The 19525-nt window shown below is 69.7% G+C and carries 20 protein-coding genes and 1 pseudogene; 2 read left to right on the top strand and 19 right to left on the bottom strand.

The window, feature by feature from the left end; all coding sequences use genetic code 11:
• Positions 1 to 29: 29 nt before the first annotated feature.
• From tatC to ACIPK4_RS24795, 10 genes are all read right to left on the bottom strand, one after another.
• Complete coding sequence (gene tatC / locus ACIPK4_RS24840; RefSeq protein WP_402316007.1) at positions 30 to 995, bottom strand: twin-arginine translocase subunit TatC; 966 nt, start codon at positions 993 to 995, stop codon at positions 30 to 32.
• 65 nt (positions 996 to 1060) lie between these two features.
• A complete protein-coding gene (gene tatA, locus ACIPK4_RS24835; RefSeq protein WP_402316005.1) occupies positions 1061 to 1357 on the bottom strand; it encodes a Sec-independent protein translocase subunit TatA in 297 nt (98 codons plus the stop codon).
• 234 nt (positions 1358 to 1591) lie between these two features.
• On the bottom strand, positions 1592 to 1792 hold the full coding sequence (locus tag ACIPK4_RS24830; RefSeq protein WP_054226081.1) for a hypothetical protein: 201 nt from the start codon (positions 1790 to 1792) through the stop codon (positions 1592 to 1594).
• A gap of 26 nt (positions 1793 to 1818) precedes the next feature.
• Positions 1819 to 2091 (bottom strand): hypothetical protein, encoded by a 273-nt coding sequence (locus ACIPK4_RS24825; RefSeq protein WP_402316280.1) that lies wholly within the window; start codon positions 2089 to 2091, stop codon positions 1819 to 1821.
• A 138-nt stretch (positions 2092 to 2229) separates the two neighbouring features.
• Positions 2230 to 3198: a YafY family protein gene (locus tag ACIPK4_RS24820; protein WP_054226079.1), complete on the bottom strand. Its 969-nt coding sequence runs from the start codon at positions 3196 to 3198 to the stop codon at positions 2230 to 2232.
• Between the two features lie 113 nt (positions 3199 to 3311).
• Positions 3312 to 4268 carry a helix-turn-helix transcriptional regulator gene (locus ACIPK4_RS24815; protein ID WP_402316003.1) on the bottom strand — a complete coding sequence of 319 codons (957 nt, stop codon included), beginning with the start codon at positions 4266 to 4268 and terminating at the stop codon, positions 3312 to 3314.
• A gap of 177 nt (positions 4269 to 4445) precedes the next feature.
• A complete protein-coding gene (locus tag ACIPK4_RS24810) occupies positions 4446 to 4823 on the bottom strand; it encodes an FKBP-type peptidyl-prolyl cis-trans isomerase (protein ID WP_402316001.1) in 378 nt (125 codons plus the stop codon).
• Positions 4824 to 4865: 42 nt separating this feature from the next.
• A complete protein-coding gene (locus ACIPK4_RS24805; RefSeq protein ID WP_376195867.1) occupies positions 4866 to 5804 on the bottom strand; it encodes an FKBP-type peptidyl-prolyl cis-trans isomerase in 939 nt (312 codons plus the stop codon).
• A gap of 101 nt (positions 5805 to 5905) precedes the next feature.
• Positions 5906 to 7267 (bottom strand): Pup--protein ligase, encoded by a 1362-nt coding sequence (pafA, locus tag ACIPK4_RS24800; RefSeq protein ID WP_030294339.1) that lies wholly within the window; start codon positions 7265 to 7267, stop codon positions 5906 to 5908.
• 126 nt (positions 7268 to 7393) lie between these two features.
• On the bottom strand, positions 7394 to 8668 hold the full coding sequence (locus tag ACIPK4_RS24795) for an MFS transporter (protein WP_402315999.1): 1275 nt from the start codon (positions 8666 to 8668) through the stop codon (positions 7394 to 7396).
• Positions 8669 to 8815: 147 nt separating this feature from the next.
• Between ACIPK4_RS24795 and ACIPK4_RS24790 the strand changes: the two genes are divergently transcribed.
• Positions 8816 to 9811, top strand: coding sequence for a LacI family DNA-binding transcriptional regulator (locus ACIPK4_RS24790; RefSeq protein ID WP_402315997.1), 996 nt, complete (start codon positions 8816 to 8818; stop codon positions 9809 to 9811).
• 61 nt (positions 9812 to 9872) lie between these two features.
• On the opposite strand, the gene prcA is transcribed toward ACIPK4_RS24790, so the two are convergent.
• The 6 genes from prcA to arc all read right to left on the bottom strand — a co-directional run bounded on the left by prcA (position 9873) and on the right by arc (position 16016).
• Positions 9873 to 10637, bottom strand: a complete 765-nt coding sequence (gene prcA / locus ACIPK4_RS24785) for a proteasome subunit alpha (protein WP_402315996.1) — start codon at positions 10635 to 10637, stop codon at positions 9873 to 9875.
• A 41-nt stretch (positions 10638 to 10678) separates the two neighbouring features.
• Positions 10679 to 11518: a proteasome subunit beta gene (prcB, locus tag ACIPK4_RS24780; RefSeq protein ID WP_402315994.1), complete on the bottom strand. Its 840-nt coding sequence runs from the start codon at positions 11516 to 11518 to the stop codon at positions 10679 to 10681.
• A complete protein-coding gene (locus ACIPK4_RS24775; RefSeq protein WP_402315992.1) occupies positions 11470 to 12069 on the bottom strand; it encodes an endonuclease VII domain-containing protein in 600 nt (199 codons plus the stop codon). Before ACIPK4_RS24775 ends, prcB begins: the two co-directional genes overlap by 49 nt.
• A gap of 37 nt (positions 12070 to 12106) precedes the next feature.
• Positions 12107 to 12319, bottom strand: coding sequence for a ubiquitin-like protein Pup (locus ACIPK4_RS24770; protein WP_030233608.1), 213 nt, complete (start codon positions 12317 to 12319; stop codon positions 12107 to 12109).
• A 164-nt stretch (positions 12320 to 12483) separates the two neighbouring features.
• Entirely contained in the window at positions 12484 to 14001 is a 1518-nt protein-coding gene (gene dop / locus ACIPK4_RS24765; protein WP_402315990.1) for a depupylase/deamidase Dop, read from the bottom strand.
• A gap of 248 nt (positions 14002 to 14249) precedes the next feature.
• Positions 14250 to 16016, bottom strand: a complete 1767-nt coding sequence (arc, locus tag ACIPK4_RS24760) for a proteasome ATPase (protein WP_402315988.1) — start codon at positions 16014 to 16016, stop codon at positions 14250 to 14252.
• A 264-nt stretch (positions 16017 to 16280) separates the two neighbouring features.
• Between arc and ACIPK4_RS24755 the strand changes: the two genes are divergently transcribed.
• The gene (locus ACIPK4_RS24755) at positions 16281 to 16601 is read left to right on the top strand and encodes a ferredoxin (RefSeq protein ID WP_030860269.1); all 321 of its coding nucleotides are present in this window, start codon (positions 16281 to 16283) and stop codon (positions 16599 to 16601) included.
• A gap of 4 nt (positions 16602 to 16605) precedes the next feature.
• On the opposite strand, the gene ACIPK4_RS24750 is transcribed toward ACIPK4_RS24755, so the two are convergent.
• The 3 genes and pseudogenes from ACIPK4_RS24750 to ACIPK4_RS24740 all read right to left on the bottom strand — a co-directional run.
• Positions 16606 to 17208, bottom strand: coding sequence for a hypothetical protein (locus ACIPK4_RS24750; RefSeq protein WP_402315986.1), 603 nt, complete (start codon positions 17206 to 17208; stop codon positions 16606 to 16608).
• A 210-nt stretch (positions 17209 to 17418) separates the two neighbouring features.
• Entirely contained in the window at positions 17419 to 18315 is an 897-nt protein-coding gene (locus tag ACIPK4_RS24745; RefSeq protein WP_030860276.1) for a tRNA (adenine-N1)-methyltransferase, read from the bottom strand.
• Positions 18316 to 18333: 18 nt separating this feature from the next.
• Positions 18334 to 19497: pseudogene (locus tag ACIPK4_RS24740) on the bottom strand (site-2 protease family protein); the annotation flags it as partial.
• Between the last annotated feature and the right edge of the window lie 28 nt (positions 19498 to 19525).

Genomic DNA, 19525 nt, shown 5'->3' with positions numbered 1-19525 from the left:
CCAGCGGTAGCTGGGGGAGAATGTACCTGTCAGGTGGCGTCGTCGTAACCGTTGATCTGCCGGCGTCCGCCGTCGGCCTGCTCGGGCAGCGCGGCCGGGGCCTGGACGGGCTCCATCTCACCGATCGGCGCGGGCGTGAGGTCCAGCTCGGAGGCCTCGTCGTCGTCGAGCAGCGCGTCGGGGTTGCCGCGGCGCCGCCTGCGGTCGTTGATCAGGCAGATCCCGAGCGCGACGAAGTAGAGGGCGACGATCGGCGCGGCCAGCGACAGCATGGTCAGCGGGTCACCGGTGGGCGTGGCGAACGCGGCGAAGATCGTGATGCCCAGCACCATGGCCCGCCACCAGCTCGCCAGCCGCTTGGCGGTGAGGATCCCGGTGAAGTTCAGCAGGATCAGCAGCAGCGGCAGCTCGAAGGCGAGACCGAAGACGACGACCATGCGGGTCACCAGGTCGAGGTAGTCGTCGACCGGCAGCAGGTTGCGCGCGTTCTCGGGGGTGAACTCGAGGAGGATCGTCGCGGTCTGCGGCAGCAGGTTGTACGCGAGCACCGCACCGGCGCCGAACAGGGGAGCGCCGACGGCGACGAAGCCCATCGCGTAGCGCTTCTCGTGGTTGTGCAGGCCCGGGGCGACGAAGGCCCAGAGCTGGTAGAGCCACACCGGCGCGGAGAGCACCACACCGGCGGTCAGCGAGACCTTGAGGGCGATCGAGAACGGGGCGATGAGACCGTTCACGGTCATGTCGGCGCAGGGCCGGCCGTTGCGCTGCGAGACCACCCCGTCGGTGCAGCCGACGGAGTCCAGCATCGGCTTCAGCATGAAGTCGATGAGGTTCTTGTAGTAGAAGGCCGCCACGACGGTGATCACGAGGATCGCCAGGACCGATTTCAGCAGGCGGTTTCTCAGCTCACGCAGGTGCTCGACAAGAGGCATGCGCCCTTCGGCGTCCTTGGCCTGCTTGCCTTGCTTCTCCTGCTTGCGGGCAGACTTGAGCAACCCACGTCCCTTGTCTCGTTGCAGATGACCGGCGTGATCGTGGCCGCGGACCGGCGGCCGGGGGATCAGCCCTGGGCGGAGTGGTTCGGCTCGTTGACAGGACGGGAGCTGGTCACGTCACCGGGGGCGGCCTTGATGGTGCGCGGGGCCGCGGCCTGCTGCGGGGCCTGGTCGGCGACCGTGGCGGCGCCGGCGTTGTCCTCCGCCGCGCTCTCCGCCTTCATCGCCTTGGCCTCGCTCTTGAGGATGCGCGCCGACTTGCCGAGGGAGCGCGCCATGTCGGGGAGCTTCTTGGCACCGAACAGCAGGAAGATCACGGCGATGATCAGGAGGATCTCAAGAGGCTTCAGATTGCCGATCATGTCTGACTTCCTTCTCACCGAAACGGCTGGTTGTGGTGGCGGGCGGCCCGGGCCACGGACCCGAACCGCTCAGGGAAGGATCGTAACCCCCGGGGGTTAACGCCCGGCAATCCCCCGGGGTACCACGCCTTGCGCGCGACTGCGACCGACGGTACGGGTACGGGCGCGCACTTTCCAGAGACGTGCGGGCCACGAGCCCGTCGCCCGAGCACCGCGCCCCCGCGCGCCCGCGGGTCACGGCCGGGCGGCCCCGCCCGCGCGGGCCAGGTCCGACGCCGCGCGCTCCAGGTCCACCGAGGCGTCCGTCAGGCGCCGGCCGGCCAGCTCGACCTGGCCGGCGAGCCGTCGCACCTCCACGGCGACCCGTACGGCGAGGACGGCGAGGACGGCGAGCCCCAGGAATCCCAGGGCGATCGCGAGCATGGGCCACAGCATGGGTCGAGCCTAGGCCACCGGAGGCCTCAGATGCTGCGCAGGGTGCTCACGCCGCCGCCGGTCAGCAGTTCCACGATGCGCTCACCGGCCGGTTTGCGGACGGAGGCCCCGCACTCGGGGCAGGTGAAGGAGTAGAACGTGGTCCGCCGGCTCCCGCCGATCACCAGCCGCAGCGCCGCGGCGTCCAGCTCGAACCGGGCCCGGCAGTCGGAACAGGCGGCCTTGAAGGAGACCGGCCCGACCGTGGACGACCGTCCCGGCGGCCCTGCGGCAGCATGCACACCCCGTGGCCCAGACATTGGCGACATCGCTCGGCGCTCCCCTCAGCCCATTCATTTCAGACGGCACAGCTCCCGCACGCACACGGCACGGCCCGTACCGCCCGGCCCCGCCGCTTCCCCGGGTCCAGCCGGTTCAGCCCTGTCCGCCGTACCCGTTCAGCCTTCTTCGCCGTACCCGGCGAGGGCCTCCCGGGCCGCCTGCCGCGCGCTGTCGGCCAGCTCCAGGGGGGCGACGATCCGGCCCTCGCGGCCCAGCCGCAGCGCGAGGCGGCGCAGCGAGGCCGGGTCGGGGCTGCGCAGCGTGATCCGCAGGCCGCCGTCGGACAGCTCCTCGGCACTGTCGTGCGGGTAGTACTCGGCGACCCAGCGGCCGCCCGGCCCCACCTCAACCACGACCTCCGGATCCTCGGCGGCCGGCTGGACGAGCCCCTCGGACAGGTCCCGCGGTTCGATGGCGGGCGGCTCGGCCCGCTCGTCCAGCAGCCGGATCTCGGCGACCCGGTCCAGCCGGAAGGTGCGCCGGGCCTCGGAGAGGTGGCACCAGCCCTCCATGTACGTGTGGCCGACCGCGAAGAGCCGGATCGGGTCGACCTTGCGCTCGGTCAGCTCGTCCCGCGCCGGCGAGTAGTAGCGCAGCCACAGCCGCCGGCGCTCCGCGATGGCCCGGTCGACGTCCGCGAAGACCCCGCCCTCCGCCTCGAAGGTCACCGACAGGCGGGAGCTGGCGCCGGCGGCCTCGCCCGCGGCCGCCTCCAGCTTCGCGGTGGCCCGCAGCAGCGCGTCCCGGTCGCTCTCGCGCAGCCCCGGCAGGGTGGCCACGGCGCGGGCGGCGACCAGCAGCGCGGTCGCCTCGTCGGCGGCGAGGCGCAGCGGCTCGGCGGTGGACTCCCCCGACGCGTCGGGGTTGCGCCACCAGATGCGCTCCCCGTCGGTGTCGATGTCGAGCAGGTCCCCGCCACGGAAGCTGGTCCCGCACATGGGCAACACGTCGAGGTCGGAGATCAGCTCGTCCTCGGTAATCCCGAAGGCCCGGGCGACGTCGGCGACGTGCGCCCCGGGGCGCTCGCGCAGGTAGGTCACCAGGGACAGCATCCGGCGGGTCTGGTCGATGGCGTTGGCAGCCATGCTGGTACGTCTCCCCCTCAGGGCACGTCTTGCGAACGGTGCGGTTGTGCGGTGCGTGCGGATCGTGCGGCGGCCGCCGCGGGCCCGGCCTGTCGGGCCCGGCCCGGTCGGCCTCAGCCCCTGGCCACGGCGCGCAGCCGGTCCACGACGTCCGCCCGCAGGTCGGCGGGTTCCACGACCACCACGTCCGGCCCGAACTCGACCAGCCAGGCGTCCAGCCCGTGCCCGTACGGGATCTCCAGCTCGTCCCAGCCGTCCCCGCCCTCCCGCACGGCGGTGGCCTTGGCCCGCAGCGGGTACCCGGCACCGCTCCGCAGCCGGATCAGCGCGGAGCGGTCCGCGCTCTCCCCGGCCCAGCTCGCCACGGTCTCCCGCACGGTGACCACGTCCGGGACCTCGGCGGTGTACCGGCCGGCCCGGGAGCGCACCTTGCCGGTGATCCGGGAGAGGCGGAACACGCGCTCCGCCCCGCGGTCCCGGTCGTAGCCGGCCAGGTACCAGTGGCCGCGCCAGCACTCCAGCGCCCACGGCTCCACCTGGCGGGTCTCGGGGCGCGCGGCGGTGGACTTGCGGTAGTCGAAGACCACCGGCCGGCGGTCACGGCAGGCCAGCATCAGGGGTTCGAAGGCCGCCTCGTGGACCGGGATGCGGGGCTCGATGGCGCTGTGCTGGCCCTCGTACGGGTCCCCCGCCTCCGGCATCCCGCCGGCGCGCAGCTTCTGCAGGGCGCCGCTGGCGGCTCCCGCGAGACGGGCCTGCTGCCAGACCTTGGCCGCCAGCCCCAGGGCGGCGGCCTCCTCGGCGTCGAGGGAGACGGGCGGCAGCCGGTTGCTGTCGCGCCGGGCGAGGTAGCCGGTCTCGCCCTCCAGGTTCTCCACCGTCTCGATGACCAGGCCGAGTTCACGCAGGTCGTCCTTGTCCCGCTCGAACATGCGGTTGAACGACTCGTCGTTGCCGGCTTCCATGTACGCCTCGATGGAGCCGCGCAACTCGCGCTTGCTCAGCGGCCGACGGGTCCCCAGCAGACACAGCGCCAGATTCATCAGCCGCTCGGCCTTGGCAATCGCCATCGACGCCCTTCCGCCCTTCTCCGCTTACACGTTGCACGCCCCGCACGACACACGACACGTCCGGGCGCACGAGGCACACGTCCGTGACCGTTGACCGTACCGCCCCGGCGCGCCCCGGCAAAAGCGAGGGCCCCCGCCTGACGGCGGGGGCCCTCTCACCTGTCACGAGACGTCGTGTCAGACGCCCATCAGGTCGCAGACGAAGATCAGCGTCTCGCCCGGCTTGATGGCACCGCCGGCGCCGCGGTCGCCGTACGCGAGGTGCGCCGGGATCGTCAGCTTGCGCCGGCCGCCGACCTTCATGCCCTGGACACCCTGGTCCCAGCCCGGGATGACCTGGCCGATACCCAGGATGAACTGCAGCGGGGCGCCACGGTTCCAGGAGGCGTCGAACTCCTCGCCGGTGGAATAGGCCACGCCCACGTAGTGGACGGAGACCTTGTTGCCGGCCGTGGCCTCGGCGCCGTCGCCGACCCAGATGTCCTCGATGACGAGGTCCGTCGGGACCGGGCCCTCGGGGAAGTCGATCTCGGGCTTCTCGAGCTGGTTGCTCACGGAACTGCTCCTCAAAACTGAATCAGGTCAACTGGGACAGTCTTACATCACGGCGAGGATGTCGAGGCTGAAGACCAGCGTCGAGTTCGCCGGGATGGTGCCCGTCTCCTTGTCGCCGAAGCCCTGGTCCGGCGGGATGACCAGCAGGATGCGGCTGCCGACCTTCTTGCCGAGCATGCCGTCCTTGAGACCCTTGACGGAGAGCTGCTCCATGGGCCAGGTCACCGTCTGGTCCGTGGCGTACGTGCTTTCGAAGGTCTTGTCGTCCTTCCACGTCTTGCCGTTGAACTTGACGATGACGCTGTCGGAGTCCTTGACGGCCGGGCCGTCACCCTCCAGCACGTAGTTCGAGACCAGCTTGGCCGGCGGCGTGGTGTCCTTCGGAACGGTCACGGAGACTTCCTTGCCGTCCGTGTTCGTACCGACCTTCGGCAGGTCCTTGTTGTCCTGCGCGACCTCCTTGCCCGTGGCCGAGACCGGGACCGAGGTGCCCTTGACGATGTCCACGACGAAGACCAGCGTGGCGTTCGGCTTGATCTTGTCACCGGAGCCCTGCGCGCCGTACCCGAGGTCCGGCGGGATCACGAGCTCCAGACGGCTGCCGACCTTCTTGCCCTCGAGGCCCTGGTCCCAGCCCTTGATGACCATTCCGGCACCGATGGTCACATCGAACGGCTTGCCCTTGCCGAAGCTCTGGTCGAACGGCTCCTTGCCGTCCCAGACCTGGCCGTAGTAGTTGACCTGGGCGACATCGCCCTTCTTCAGCACCGGGCCGTTGCCCTCGCTGACGGTCACCACCTTCAGCTCCTTCGGCGGGTCGCCCTTGCCCTTGGACAGGGTCGGGGTCTCACCGAACTTGGCGCCCTTGGTGATCGCGGGCGCCCCGTTCTTCATCTCGGCGGAGTCGGAGCCGCTGTCGCCACAGGCTGCTGTCGACAGCAGCAGAAGGGGTACGACCAGCAGGCCGGCAAGTCGGCGCACGTGTTCCTCAGATCTCAGACGGCACGGTCGTCGCCACTCTAAGGCGTGGGCGGGGCCCCGTACGAGATCCGTACGGGGCCCCGCCCAAGATCAGCGCGATGTCACATGCCGGCGATCAGCTTCTCCACCCGGTCGTCCACCGACCGGAACGGGTCCTTGCACAGCACCGTCCGCTGCGCCTGGTCGTTCAGCTTCAGGTGCACCCAGTCGACCGTGAAGTCCCGCCGCTGCTCCTGCGCCCGGCGGATGAAATCGCCGCGCAGCCGCGCCCTCGTCGTCTGCGGAGGCACCGACTTGCCCTCGAAGATCTTGAGGTCGTTGCAGATCCGCGCCGCCTGCCCCTTGCGCTCCAGCAGGTAGTACAGCCCGCGCCGACGGTGGATGTCGTGGTAGGCGAGGTCTATCTGAGCCACCCGCGGGTTGGACATGGTCATGCCGTGCTTGGCCCGGTACCGCTCGATCAGCTGGTACTTCATCACCCAGTCGATCTCGGTCCCGATCCGGTCCAGGTCCTCCGCCTCGATCGCGTCGAGGGTGCGGCCCCACAGCTCCAGCACCTGGTCCACCGTGCCGGTGCGGATGCCCCGGCGCTCGGCGAAGTCCACGGCCTTGTCGTAGTACTCGCGCTGGATCTCCAGCGCCGAGGCCTCACGGCCGCTGGCCAGGCGCACCTTGCGCTGACCCGTGATGTCGTGGCTGACCTCGCGGATCGCCCGGATCGGGTTCTCCAGCGTCAGGTCCCGCATCACCGTGCCCGCCTCGATCATGCGCAGCACCAGGTCGGTGGCCCCGACCTTGAGCAGCATGGTCGTCTCGGACATGTTCGAGTCCCCGACGATCACGTGCAGGCGGCGGTAGCGCTCGGCGTCCGCGTGCGGCTCGTCCCGGGTGTTGATGATCGGCCTGGACCGGGTCGTCGCGGAGCTGACGCCCTCCCAGATGTGCTCCGCCCGCTGGCTCACGCAGTAGACCGCACCCCGGGGGGTCTGCAGCACCTTGCCCGCGCCACAGATCAGCTGCCGCGTGACAAGGAACGGAATGAGGATGTCCGCCAGGCGGGAGAATTCTCCGTGCCGGGCCACGAGATAGTTCTCATGGCACCCGTAGGAGTTTCCGGCCGAGTCGGTGTTGTTCTTGAAGAGATAGACGTCGCCCGCGATTCCCTCCTCGTGCAGGCGGCGTTCGGCGTCGACGAGCAGGCCTTCGAGAATGCGCTCGCCCGCCTTGTCGTGCGTGACGAGTTCCGTCACGTTGTCGCATTCGGGAGTTGCATATTCCGGATGCGAACCCACGTCGAGGTACAGACGGGCGCCGTTCCGCAGGAAGACATTGCTGCTGCGGCCCCATGACACAACACGGCGGAAGAGGTAGCGCGCCACTTCGTCAGGGGACAGCCGGCGCTGTCCCCTGAAGGTGCACGTGACGCCGTACTCGTTCTCCAGCCCGAAAATGCGGCGGTCCATGACTGAACATTACGCCTTCTGCACTGTTCTGAAACCGGGTTCGTGAACGCCGTTTCGATCAGTTGCCCGTGGACCGCTCCCCCGCGACCCCCACCGGACCCCCCGGCGCACCACCGCGCACCGCCCCTACACGCCGCCGCCCACGGCCTCCACGCCCACCGACACGCCCCCGCCCCCGCCTTCCGCAGCCGGCCCCGGCGAGCCCGCCACCGTACGGGTCCGGCCCGGAGCCGCCATGGCGCGCTGAGTGAACGTCAGCACCAGCAGCGCCGACGCACCCGCGGCACACGCCACGCCGAACCCGCTCGCCGTACCGCCCAGTTCCACCGCCGGCCCCGCCGCAGCCGTACCGATCGCCGCACCCACGCCGAAGAACGTCACCAGCCACGAGAACGCCTCCGTCACCGTCCCCGCCGGAGCGTGCCGGTCCACGACGATGAACGCACACGCCAGCGCGGGCGCCAGGAACACACCCGCCAGCGCCGACAGCGCCGTCATCGCCACCGGCCCCGGAACCAGCACCAGCGGCAGATAGCACACCGCCAGCAGCGCCACGATCAGCCGCAGCCGCCGCTCCGGCGCACCCGCCCACTGCCGCGCCCCGTACAGCACCCCGCCGACCAGCGCGCCCACACCCAGCGCCGCCATCAGCCAGCCGTACACCGCCTGGCCCCCGTGGACGTCCGCGTACGCCACGCCCGCCACCGTGATCGAACCCAGCGCCATGCCCACGAAGAAGAACGCACCCAGGAGCGCCCGCAGCCCCGGCGAGCGCAGCGCGCCCAGCCAGTGCGCCTCGCGCGGCTCCGAACGCCACGTCCGCGAGGGCTCACAGACCACCACGGACAGCGCCCCCAGGACCCCGAGCGCATGGATGACCAGCAGCGCCCCCGCCGGATTCCACAGCGACACGCACAGCGTCACGAGCAGCGGCCCCACCGCGTACATGATCTCCTGCGCCACCGCGTCCATCGCGTACGCGGCGTGCACCCGCTCCTCCTTGCCGCCGAGCACCGAAGGCCACAGCGCCCGCAGCCCGCCCTCCAGCGGCGGCGCGAAGAACCCTCCGACGACCACGGCCCCGTACGCGGCCGCCGCCGACCCGGTACCCGCGAACGCGAGCCACGCCATGCCCAGCGCCGAGAGCACCGCCGCGGGCAGCTGCACCCGCGGCTGCCCGAAGAGGTCCACGGCGCGGCCGAGCAGCGGCTGACCCACCGCGTTCGCCACGCCGTAGACCGCGGCGAGGGCGCCCGCAAGGCTGTAGCTGCCCCCCTCGGCCCGCGTGAACAGCACGATCGCGATCGCCGCGGTGGCGTTCGGCAGCCGGCCGACGAGCGTGCCCGCCAGCAGCCTCGCGGCGTGCCGGGTCCTGAGCAGCTCCGCGTATCCCGCGGCCATGTCCGCCCCCTTCTGCCCGGAACCCAGCCCGGGAGTCAACCAAGTAATACGTATAACGTCCGACGTCATACGTACCATGTCCCCAGCACAGGGGTCCAACCGGACCACCACCCCCACCCCGCCGACCTCGTACAACAGGAGCACGGTGTGACGAGACCCACCAGCCGCGACGTAGCCACCGCCGCCGGGGTCTCCCAGGCCACCGTCTCCCTCGTCCTCGGCGACAAATGGCACGGACGCGTCTCCGAACGCACCGCCGGCCTCGTCCGCGAAGCCGCCACCACCCTCGGCTACCGCCCCAACCTCGCCGCCCGCAACCTCCGCCTCGGCAGCACCCGCACCGCCCTCCTCGTCGTCCCCGCCCTCACCAACGAATTCTTCGCCCGCGTCTACACCGGCGCCGCCCGCATCGCCGCCGAACACGGCTTCGGCGTCGTCCTCTACCCCTCCCCCGACGGCACCGGCCCCGCCCGCAACCCCTTCCCCTCCGCCCGCGCCGCCCTCGACGGAGTCATCGCCTCCTCCATGGCCGCCCACGCCATCGACGCCATCGGCGACGCCGAACTCCCCCTCGTCATGCTCGACAGCGACCCCACCGCCGGACGCGCCGCCGCCCACGTCAACCTCGCCATGGCCGACGGCATGCGCCAGACCACCGAACACCTCCTGGCCCACGGCCACCGCCGCTTCCTCCACCTCGCCGCAGCCGTCGACTCCTGGACCTTCGACATCCGCGCCGAAGCCCTGGCCGCCCACCTGAAACCCCACGCCGAGCTGCGCACCGTACGGGCCCCCCTCACCGTCACCGACGCCCGTACGGCCGTCGAAGGCGCCCTGGCGGCCCCCGGGGACCGGCCCACCGCCATCGTCTGCGACGACGACATCCTCGCCGCCGGCGCCTGCAAGGCCGCCCGCCGCCTCGGCCTGCGCATCCCCGACGACCTCTCCGTGACCGGCTTCGACGACCTCGCCCTCGCCACCGCCGTCGAACCCGAGCTCACCACCGTCCACCTCCCCGCCGAACGCGTCGGCGAACAGGGCATGACCGCCCTCCTCGCCGTCCTGGAAGGCACCCCCTGGACCGCCCCCGACGTCCCCGTCGAACTGGTCGTCCGCGCCTCCTCCGGCCCCGCCCCGGCCTGAAACGCCAACGGCGCCCCCGACCCGAAGGCCGAAGGCGCCGCTGAACCGCTGCCCGGAGTCCCTACTCGGAATCGTCCTCGGGCACCTCGTCGTTCGACACCGCATCCGCCTGCGCGGCCGCCGGGACGTCCGCCTCCAGCAGCCGCGACAGCTGCCGGCCCCGGATCCGCTTGAACTTCCGCTGCTGCGCCCGCGTCCGGTCCAGCACCGCAACCTCCAGCCGCTCGGCCGGAATCGCCTTGTCCGCACCGTTCGCCTGGCTGGACAGCGCCTGCACCGCCAGCTTCAGCGCCTCGGACAGGGTCATCCCGTCCCGGTGGCGCTGATCCAGGTACGTACTGATCTGCTCGGCGTTGCCACCGACCGCGACCGAACCGTGCTCGTCCACGATCGACCCGTCGTGCGGCAGCCGGTAGATCTGGTCACCCGCGGCCGTCGCACCGACCTCGGCCACGACCAGCTCCACCTCGTACGGCTTCTCACCGGCCGACGAGAAGATCGTGCCGAGCGTCTGCGCGTAGACGTTCGCCAGCCCACGGGCCGTCACATCGTCACGGTCGTAGGTGTATCCGCGCAGATCGGCATAGCGCACGCCACCGATCCGCAGGTTCTCGTACTCGTTGTACTTACCGGCGGCCGCGAAGCCAATCCGGTCGTAGATCTCGCTGAACTTGTGGAGCGCGCGCGACGGGTTCTCACCGACGAACACGATGCCGTCGGCGTACTGCAGCACGACAAGGCTGCGACCGCGAGCGATGCCCTTCCGGGCGTATTCCGCCCGGTCGGCCATGGCCTGCTGGGGTGACACATAGAACGGAGTCGACACCGGTTGTCCGTCCCTTTCTTCTGGGCGACGAGGAGGACTGGTCAGAGCAGGGCGGCACGCGGACCGTCGGGCTCCTGGAGCCGCCGGTCCGTCACCTTGCGGGCGAGCGCCAGCGACTCGTCCTCGTCGAGCCTGCGGAACCCCTCGTCGGTGATGACGGTGATGATGGGGAAGATCTTCCGGTACAGGTCCGGCCCACCGGTCGCCGAGTCGTCGTCGGCGGCGTCGTACAGCGCCTGCACGACCAGCGTGGTGGCCTGCTCCTCCGTCAGGTCCGGCCGGTACAACTTCTTCATCGACCCGCGGGCGAAGATCGAACCCGATCCGGTGGCCGCGTAGCCGTGCTCCTCGGAGCGGCCTCCGGTCACGTCGTAGGAGAAGATCCGGCCCTTCTCCTTGGCCTCGTCGTACCCCGCGAAGAGCGGTACGACGGCCAGCCCCTGCATCGCCATGCCCAGGTTGCTCCGGATCATGGTGGAGAGCCGGTTGGCCTTGCCCTCCAGGCTGAGGGTCGTGCCCTCCACCTTCTCGAAGTGCTCCAGCTCCAGCTGGAACAGCTTCACCATCTCCACGGCCAGGCCGGCCGTACCGGCGATGCCGACCGCGGAGTACTCGTCGGCCGGGAACACCTTCTCGATGTCCCGCTGCGCGATCATGTTCCCCATCGTCGCGCGCCGGTCACCGGCGAGGACCACTCCGCCGGGGAAGGTGGCGGCGACGATGGTCGTCCCGTGCGGCGCCTCGACGACCCCCTCGGGCAGCTTCCGGTTGCCCGGCAGCATCTCGGGCGAGTGCGCCCCGAGGAAGTCCATGAAGGACGAGGACCCCGGCGTCAGGAAGGCTGCCGGTAGACGCCCTGTGCCACGATTGTTGGCTTCCACAGGTTTCCTTCCACGTAAGCGGCTGCACGTCGCATGACGTCCGGCCGATCCTTGAACTGCCCCAGTGCCGCGTTACAGCTGAAGCACAGTACGCCTCGGACCTTACCCGTCTGATGATCGTGATCCACGTGCTCTGCGGCACCCACTTGGCAGATGACGCAGACACCGCCCTGAGCCATGATCATCTCGTCGCGCTGCGCCTCGGTGATGCCGTAGGCCCGCTTGAGATGACCTGCCCGGCCCTGGACGACCCGACAGGCCTTGCAGCGGGTGGATAACCCGTCGGACGCCGTGCCGTTCTTGTGCCATTCGCTGTGCGGCTTGACCTCGCCGCACTGGCGGCAGAGCTTCCACCCCGCCGGCACATCGACGTGTTCCTTGACGAGCTTGCCCTTGGCGGCCTGGCGGCGCCGGTAGTGCTGAGCACTGTAGGCAGCCACGCATTCACGACATCTGGGCTGAAGCCCGTCACTGCGATTTCGATCCGAGGCGAATCCGCTCAGTGGGAGGTCTCGCGCACACCCGCGACACCACTTCGTTCCATTGGACATGGAGCACACACTGGCGGATTCACCTTGGATTCGAAGGCTATTCCCCGCCTTTTTGTACGAAACTCCGAACGAAATCCTCGGCATTCTCTTCGAGTACATCGTCAATCTCGTCAAGAACTGAGTCGACGTCGTCGGAGAGCTTTTCCTGGCGCTCCTTGAGGTCGGTCGATTCCTCGACCGCCGCCTCCTCGACCTCCTCGGTCGAGCGAGTCGCCTTCTGCTGTCCGCCGCCGGTGTCCTTGGTCGCCATGTCTACCTCACCCCGCTCGGTTCGCGCGCTCATGTCGAGAGACCCCGGGATCGGGATCTCTCAAGATCAGACCCTACGTCGGACCCTACAAGGAGGGTCCGGCATTCGTCCCCGCACTTTCATCAACGTGCGGCTGCTTTCATGATTCCCTTAACGGCGGCTTTTCAGCCCTGGTTCCCGCTCAGGACCCGGACCAGGTCCTCCGCCGTGCGGCAGCGGTCCAGGAGCTCCTTCACGTGCTTGCGGGTACCCCGCAGGGGTTCCAGCGTCGGGACCCGCTGGAGGGAGTCCCGGCCCGGGAGGTCGAAGATCACCGAGTCCCAGGAGGCCGCGGCCACGTCGTCCGCGTACTGCTCCAGGCACCGGCCCCGGAAGTAGGCCCTGGTGTCCTCCGGCGGCTTGCCCTGGGCCCGCCCGACCGCGGTCTCGTCCATCAGCCGCTTCATCTTGCCGCGGGCCACCAGGCGGTTGTACAGGCCCTTCTCGGACCGTACGTCCGCGTACTGGAGGTCCACCAGGTGCAGCCGGGCCGCGTCCCAGCCGAGCCCGTCGCGCCTGCGGTAGCCCTCCAGGATCTCCCGCTTCGCGATCCAGTCCAGCTCGCCGGACAGGCTCATCGGGTCGCTCTCCAGCCGGCCCAGCACGTCCTCCCAGCGGGCCAGCACGTCCTTGGTCTGCTCGTCCGCGTCGGTGCCGAAACGCTCGTCCACGTACTTCCTGGCCAGCTCGAAGTACTCCATCTGGAGCTGCACGGCGGTGAGCGTGCGGCCGCTGCGGAGCGTGATGAGGTGGTGCAGGTCGGGGTCGTGGGAGACCTGGTGCAGGGTGCGCACGGGCTGGTCCACGGCCAGGTCCACGTTGATGAAGGAGTCCTCGATCATCGACAGGACGAGGGCGGTGGTGCCGAGCTTGAGGTACGTGGAGATCTCGGAGAGGTTGGCGTCGCCGATGATCACGTGGAGGCGGCGGTACTTCTCCGCGTCGGAGTGCGGCTCGTCGCGCGTGTTGATGATGGGCCGCTTGAGGGTGGTCTCCAGGCCGACCTCGACTTCGAAGTAGTCCGCGCGCTGGCTGATCTGGAAGCCGTGCTCGCGGCCGTCCTGGCCGATGCCGACGCGGCCTGCGCCGGTGACGACCTGGCGGGAGACGAAGAAGGGGGTCAGGTGGCGCACGATCTCCGAGAAGGGGGTTTCCCGCTTCATCAGGTAGTTCTCGTGCGTGCCGTAGGAGGCGCCCTTGTTGTCGGTGTTGTTCTTGTAGAGGTGGATGGGCTGGGCTCCGGGGAGCTGGGCGGCCCGTACGGCCGCCTCGGCCATGATGCGCTCGCCGGCCTTGTCCCAGAGGACGGCGTCGAGCGGGTTGGTGATCTCAGGGGAGCTGTATTCGGGGTGCGCGTGGTCGACGTAGAGCCGTGCGCCGTTGGTGAGGATGACGTTGGCGAGGCCGATGTCCTCGTCGGTGAGCTGGCTGTTGTCTGCGGCCTCGCGGGCGAGGTCGAAGCCGCGGGCGTCCCGCAGCGGGTTCTCCTCCTCGAAGTCCCAGCGGGCGCGTCGCGCCCGGTGCATCGCCGCCGCGTAGGCGTTGACGATCTGGGACGAGGTGAGCATGGCATTGGCGTTCGGGTGCCCCGGGACGGAGATCCCGTACTCCGTCTCGATTCCCATTACTCGCCGTACGGTCATGCGGCCCTCCTTGCCCGGCGGCGCTCCCGTTCGGGAGCGGCGCTCAAGTACCGCTGGTGCTCCGGTGCGTGTGCGGTGCCCGTCCCCGCACTGCGCGACCGGCGGTACGGAAGAGCCTAGAACCACTCCGCGCTGGTGGGGAGATCATTTCAGTCATTGACTTCACCCCGTCACCGGCTGAAAAGAACAGTCGGTAAAGCAGTGGGCTGCGGGTGCCCGGTGGGGCCACCCGCAGCCGCCCTGTTCGATCAGAGGTACTGACCGGTGTTTGCCACCGTGTCGATGGAGCGTCCGGTGTCCGCGCCCTGCTTTCCGGTGACGAGGGTGCGGATGAATACGATCCGCTCGCCCTTCTTGCCGGAGATCCGGGCCCAGTCGTCCGGGTTGGTGGTGTTGGGCAGGTCCTCGTTCTCCTTGAACTCGTCCACGCAAGCCTGGAGGAGGTGGGAGACGCGCAGGCCCTTCTGGTTGTGCTCCAGGAAGGCCTTGATGGCCATCTTCTTCGCCCGGTCCACGATGTTCTGGATCATGGCGCCGGAGTTGAAGTCCTTGAAGTAGAGGACTTCCTTGTCGCCGTTGGCGTACGTGACCTCGAGGAAGCGGTTTTCCTCGGTTTCGGCGTACATCTGCTCGACGACAGTCTGGATCATGCTGTGGACGGCGACCTCGGGCGAGCCGGAGTGCTCGGAGAGGTCGTCGGTGTGGAGCGGCAGCGAGGCCTTGAGGTACTTGGCGAAGATGTCCCTCGCCGCTTCGGCGTCGGGGCGCTCGATCTTGATCTTCACGTCGAGCCGGCCGGGTCGCAGGATGGCCGGGTCGATCATGTCCTCGCGGTTGGAGGCGCCGATGACGATGACGTTCTCCAGGCCTTCCACGCCGTCGATCTCGGCGAGCAGCTGGGGGACGATGGTGTTCTCCACGTCCGAGCTGACTCCGGATCCGCGGGTGCGGAAGAGGGATTCCATCTCGTCGAAGAAGACGATGACGGGGGTGCCTTCGCTCGCCTTCTCGCGTGCACGCTGGAAGACGAGGCGGATGTGCCGCTCGGTCTCGCCGACGTACTTGTTGAGGAGTTCGGGGCCCTTGATGTTCAGGAAGTAGGACTTCCCGGCGGGCTGGCCGGTCACCTCGGCGACCTTCTTGGCAAGGGAGTTGGCCACGGCCTTGGCGATGAGCGTCTTGCCGCAGCCGGGGGGGCCGTACAGCAGGATGCCCTTCGGGGGCCGCAGTTCGTGCTCCTTGAAGAGGTCGGGGTAGAGGTACGGGAGCTCGACCGCGTCGCGGATCAGCTCGATCTGGTCGCCCAGGCCGCCGATCTTGTCGTAGTCGATGTCGGGGACCTCTTCGAGGACGAGTTCTTCGACCTCGCTCTTGGGGACGACCTCGTAGACGTAGCCGGAGCGGGGTTCGAGCAGGAGGGCGTCGCCGGGGCGGATGGTGATGTCCAGGAGCGGCTCGGCGAGCCTCACCACCCTTTCCTCGTCGGTGTGCCCGACCACCAGGGCGCGCTCGCCGTCCTCGAGGATCTCCTTGAGGGTGACGATGTCCCCGGCCCGTTCGAACTCCATGGCCTCGACCACGTTGAGGGCCTCGTTGAGCATGACCTCCTGGCCGCGCCGGAGGTCTTCCGGTTCGACGCTGGGGCTGACGTTCACGCGGAGCTTGCGGCCCCCCGTGAAGATGTCGACGGTGCCGTCCTCGTTCGCCTGAAGGAAGACACCGAAGCCGGCCGGCGGCTGTGCGAGCCGGTCGACTTCCTCCTTGAGGGCGACGATCTGGTCGCGGGCCTCACGGAGCGTATTTGCCAGTCGCTCGTTTTGCGCGGAGACGCCGGCCAGGTTTGTCTGGAGCTCGACGATCCGCTCTTCGAGAATCCTCGTGTGCCGCGGAGAGTCGGCGAGCTTACGTCGCAGGACGGCGATTTCCTGCTCGAGATAGGCAACCTGGCCGGCGGGGTCCTCAGACCCTCGCCCCGGCCGGATGCCGCGGTTGATGTCGTCGTCGTGGGCTGCCACGGTCCTCACCTCCTCCAAGGGGAGCTGGACGCTTCCTGACCCTACCTGGGCTGGTGGTGATTGAAACCCCTAGATCACAAAGACGGTAGAGGTGTGTCCGATCTTCACCCTTGCGTACTCCCTCACGCCAAGGAAATACCCACCCATCAACATCGGAAAGCGGCCGGTTGTAAGGTCGAAGTGTTCAACACCCGTCAGGGCTCGCGCGACTTGCCGCGGCTTGTGGCGGAAACGGATCACTGAGCGCAGGGAACGGCAGGAGATATGACCGTGCAGCAGGAGGCTCCCACGGGTGGTGCCGGGCAGGCCGGAGAGCCGCTTGAGGTCTGGATCGACCAGGACCTCTGCACCGGTGACGGCATCTGCGTGCAGTACGCGCCGGAGGTGTTCGAGCTGGACATCGATGGTCTGGCGTATGTGAAGAGCCCGGAGGACGAGCTTCTGGTGGACGCGGGGGCGACGACTCCGGTTCCTCTGACGCTGCTGCAGGACGTGGTGGACTCGGCGAAGGAGTGCCCGGGTGACTGCATCCACGTAAGGCGCGTTTCGGACAGGGTCGAGGTGTACGGTCCGGACGCGGAGTGACGGTTCAAACACTCCTGGCGTCTGAGTTCGTCAGCTCCTGGCGGAATTTTCCGCCGGTCCAGCGCCACTTGGCGAGCTGCTTCACGTCGGGGCTGTAGCGGGGCACCTGGGGCGAGGAGTAGCCGAGGAGACTGGCGGTGACGACTCCGTCGCGGACGGCGAGGTCGGTGGCGGTCTGCTTCTTGGCGGCCTCGAGCAGGGTCGCCACGACCCTGGGCGCGGAGCCGGGGGCCTTGTCCTGGGCGAGTACGTAGATCGCGTGGGGCGGGGTGCCGGATCCGGCGTCGCAGCGGACGGCTGTGACGGTCTCGGGCCGGCCGTCGCCGTCGAGGTCGCCCTGGGCGGTGGCCGTGACGGCCACGGGCAGGCCCTTGCAGTCGAGGGGGTAGGTGGCCCGGGCGGGGTCCGGTGCGGGGGCGGCGGAGGCCTTGGGGCCGCCGGCGGGGGCCGGGGTGGGGCCGGTGGCGGAGGCGGCCGGCTGGATGAGTCCCGCGGCGGCGATGACGGCGGCCATGGCGGTGGCCGTGGCGAGCCAGTGGAGGGGCCTGGCGCTGCTGTGGGCCAGGGTGTCCAGGGTCGGCGTCAGCTCGGCGGGGCGGTGCGGCACGCGGGGTGTCTCCTGTGCGAACGGTGACGGGGAGCCAGCATCGTGCCACACCTCACACCGGGGTGGAACGGCCGGGTCCGTGTCGGCCGGGGCCGGTTTGGGGGTCGGTGGTGGGACAACGAAAAGGCGCTGTGGCGCAGTTCCCGGGTTGTCGGGGGAACTGCGCCACAGCGCCTTGGTGTTGGTTCGGCCGGGCGGCCTCGCCGTTGTCTAGGCGGAGCGGTCGCTGCCGGGTCCGTCGTAGTCCTCGCCGTAGGCGCCCTTGGCGGGGCGGCGGCGGCGCATGGGGGGCTCGACGCCGTCGGCGAGGCGGCGGGCGGTGACGAGGAAGCCGGTGTGCCCGATCATCCGGTGGTCGGGGCGCACGGCGAGGCCTTCCACGTGCCAGTTGCGGATCATCGATTCCCAGGGCTGCGGCTCGGCGAAGCAGCCGATCTCGCGGATGGACTCGACGGTCTTGGAGAGCTGGGTGGTGGTGGCCACGTAGCAGCAGAGGATGCCGCCGGGGACGAGGGCCTTCTTGACCGCGTCCAGGCACTCCCAGGGGGCGAGCATGTCGAGGATCACTCGGTCGACGTCGGTCTCGTCCAGGTTGTCCTGGAGGTCGCCCACGGTCAGCTTCCACGCGGGGTGGGGGCCGCCGAAGTAGCGCTCGACGTTGGCGGTGGCGATCTCGGCGAAGTCCGCGCGGCGCTCGTAGCTGTGGAGCATGCCCTGGTCGCCGATGGCGCGCAGCAGGAAGCTGCTCAGGGAGCCGGAGCCCACGCCCGCTTCCACGACGCGGGCGCCGGGGAAGATGTCGGCGAAGGCCAGGATCTGGCCCGCGTCCTTGGGGTAGACCACGGCGGCGCCGCGGGGCATGGACAGGACATAGTCGGGGAGCAGGGGACGCAGCGCGAGGTAGGCGACGTTGCCCGTGGTACGGACGACGCTTCCTTCGGGGGAGCCGATCAGCTCGTCGTGGGGGAAGGAACCCTTGTGGGTGTGGAAATTCTTCCCTGCTTCGAGCGTGAACGTGTAGTGGCGGCCCTTGGGGTCGGTGAGCTGAACCTGGTCCCCGACCTCGAAGGGCCCGCGTCGGCGGGCGGCACCGGTCGGTTCGGACATGTGACCAGTGTATTGGCTTCAGGGCTGGGGCCGTGCCATGGCCTTCACGAAGGCCTTCTCGACGTCGAGGGTGGACAGGACGCCGTAGATTTCGCCGCCGGGTTCGAGGACGAGGTATTCGGTGGCGGGGGTGGCGCGGAGGTGGTCGAGGAGCTCTTCGCCGGAGAGTTCGGCGGAGACCCTCATGCCGTCGGTGAGCTCCTGGGCGAGGGTGCTGACGGCGACCCAGGGGCGGCGGTGTTCGGGGACGGAGGCGATGGCGGTCTCGCGGACGATGGAGAGCGGGTCGCCGTGGCCGTCGACGACGACGATGGCGCGGGCGCCGTGGGCGTTGGCGCGGCGCAGGGCTTCGGAGAGGGGGGTGGCGTTCTCGACGGGGACGGCGCGGCGGGTGAGGGTGCGGGCGCGCAGTTCGGGGAGGTGTTCGCGCAGCCGGGCCATGCGCAGGCTGTTGCCGGCGCCGGTCCAGATGATGGCGGCGAGGATCGCGGCGAGCAGGGCGTCCATGACGGTGTTCATGCCGGTCGACTCGACGGCGCCGCCGTCGGTGCCGAGGATGCCGGTGTGGGTGATCATCGGGAGGCCGATGAGGACGGTGACGGCGAGGGCGCGGCCGACCCAGGCGGCGGCGACGGTGCCGGCCATGGGTTTGCCGGTGATGGCCCAGATGACGGCGCGGAGCATGCGGCCGCCGTCGAGGGGGAGGCCGGGGAGCAGGTTGAACGCGGCGACGAGCAGGTTGGAGATCATCAGGCCGGCGAGGAGGACGCCGGGGACGGTGGCCGGGTCGACGAGCTCCATGCCGAGGTAGAAGGCGCCGGCGAGGAGGAGGGAGAGGAGGGGGCCGACGAAGGCGAGGACGAATTCGCGGCCGGGGGTCTCGGATTCCTTCTCGATCTCGGAGACGCCGCCGAAGAACTGGAGCTGGATGCGGCGTACGGGCAGGCCGAAGCGCAGGGCGGCGACGGTGTGGGCGAGTTCGTGGACCAGGACGGAGGCGTAGAAGGCGACGGCGAAGAAGAGGGAGACGAGGTAGCGGGCGGGGCCGAGGTCGGGCAGGACGCGGTCGAGCTGGTCGCCGAAGACCCAGGTGATGAGGGCGGCGACGAGGAACCAGCTGGGCGAGACGTAGACGGGTACGCCGAAGGGGCGGCCCATGAGGATGCCGCCGCCCGGTCCGGGGCGCTTGTCTGCGCGCTCGCCGGTTTCG

It is taken from the genome of Streptomyces sp. NPDC086989, from assembly GCF_044745505.1.
Classification (GTDB): domain Bacteria; phylum Actinomycetota; class Actinomycetes; order Streptomycetales; family Streptomycetaceae; genus Streptomyces.
Note: the sequence above shows the minus strand (reverse complement) of the source record. Positions and strands in the feature narration are given on the sequence as shown.

Coding starts and splice junctions, on each gene's coding strand:
- tatA (WP_402316005.1), bottom strand. CDS start 1,357: ATGATCGGCAATCTGAAGCCTCTTGAGATCCTCCTGATCATCGCCGTG.
- ACIPK4_RS24830 (WP_054226081.1), bottom strand. CDS start 1,792: ATGCTGTGGCCCATGCTCGCGATCGCCCTGGGATTCCTGGGGCTCGCC.
- ACIPK4_RS24825 (WP_402316280.1), bottom strand. CDS start 2,091: ATGTCTGGGCCACGGGGTGTGCATGCTGCCGCAGGGCCGCCGGGACGG.
- ACIPK4_RS24820 (WP_054226079.1), bottom strand. CDS start 3,198: ATGGCTGCCAACGCCATCGACCAGACCCGCCGGATGCTGTCCCTGGTG.
- ACIPK4_RS24815 (WP_402316003.1), bottom strand. CDS start 4,268: ATGGCGATTGCCAAGGCCGAGCGGCTGATGAATCTGGCGCTGTGTCTG.
- pafA (WP_030294339.1), bottom strand. CDS start 7,267: ATGGACCGCCGCATTTTCGGGCTGGAGAACGAGTACGGCGTCACGTGC.
- ACIPK4_RS24795 (WP_402315999.1), bottom strand. CDS start 8,668: ATGGCCGCGGGATACGCGGAGCTGCTCAGGACCCGGCACGCCGCGAGG.
- ACIPK4_RS24775 (WP_402315992.1), bottom strand. CDS start 12,069: ATGTCCAATGGAACGAAGTGGTGTCGCGGGTGTGCGCGAGACCTCCCA.
- ACIPK4_RS24770 (WP_030233608.1), bottom strand. CDS start 12,319: ATGGCGACCAAGGACACCGGCGGCGGACAGCAGAAGGCGACTCGCTCG.
- dop (WP_402315990.1), bottom strand. CDS start 14,001: ATGACCGTACGGCGAGTAATGGGAATCGAGACGGAGTACGGGATCTCC.
- ACIPK4_RS24755 (WP_030860269.1), top strand. CDS start 16,281: ATGACCGTGCAGCAGGAGGCTCCCACGGGTGGTGCCGGGCAGGCCGGA.
- ACIPK4_RS24745 (WP_030860276.1), bottom strand. CDS start 18,315: ATGTCCGAACCGACCGGTGCCGCCCGCCGACGCGGGCCCTTCGAGGTC.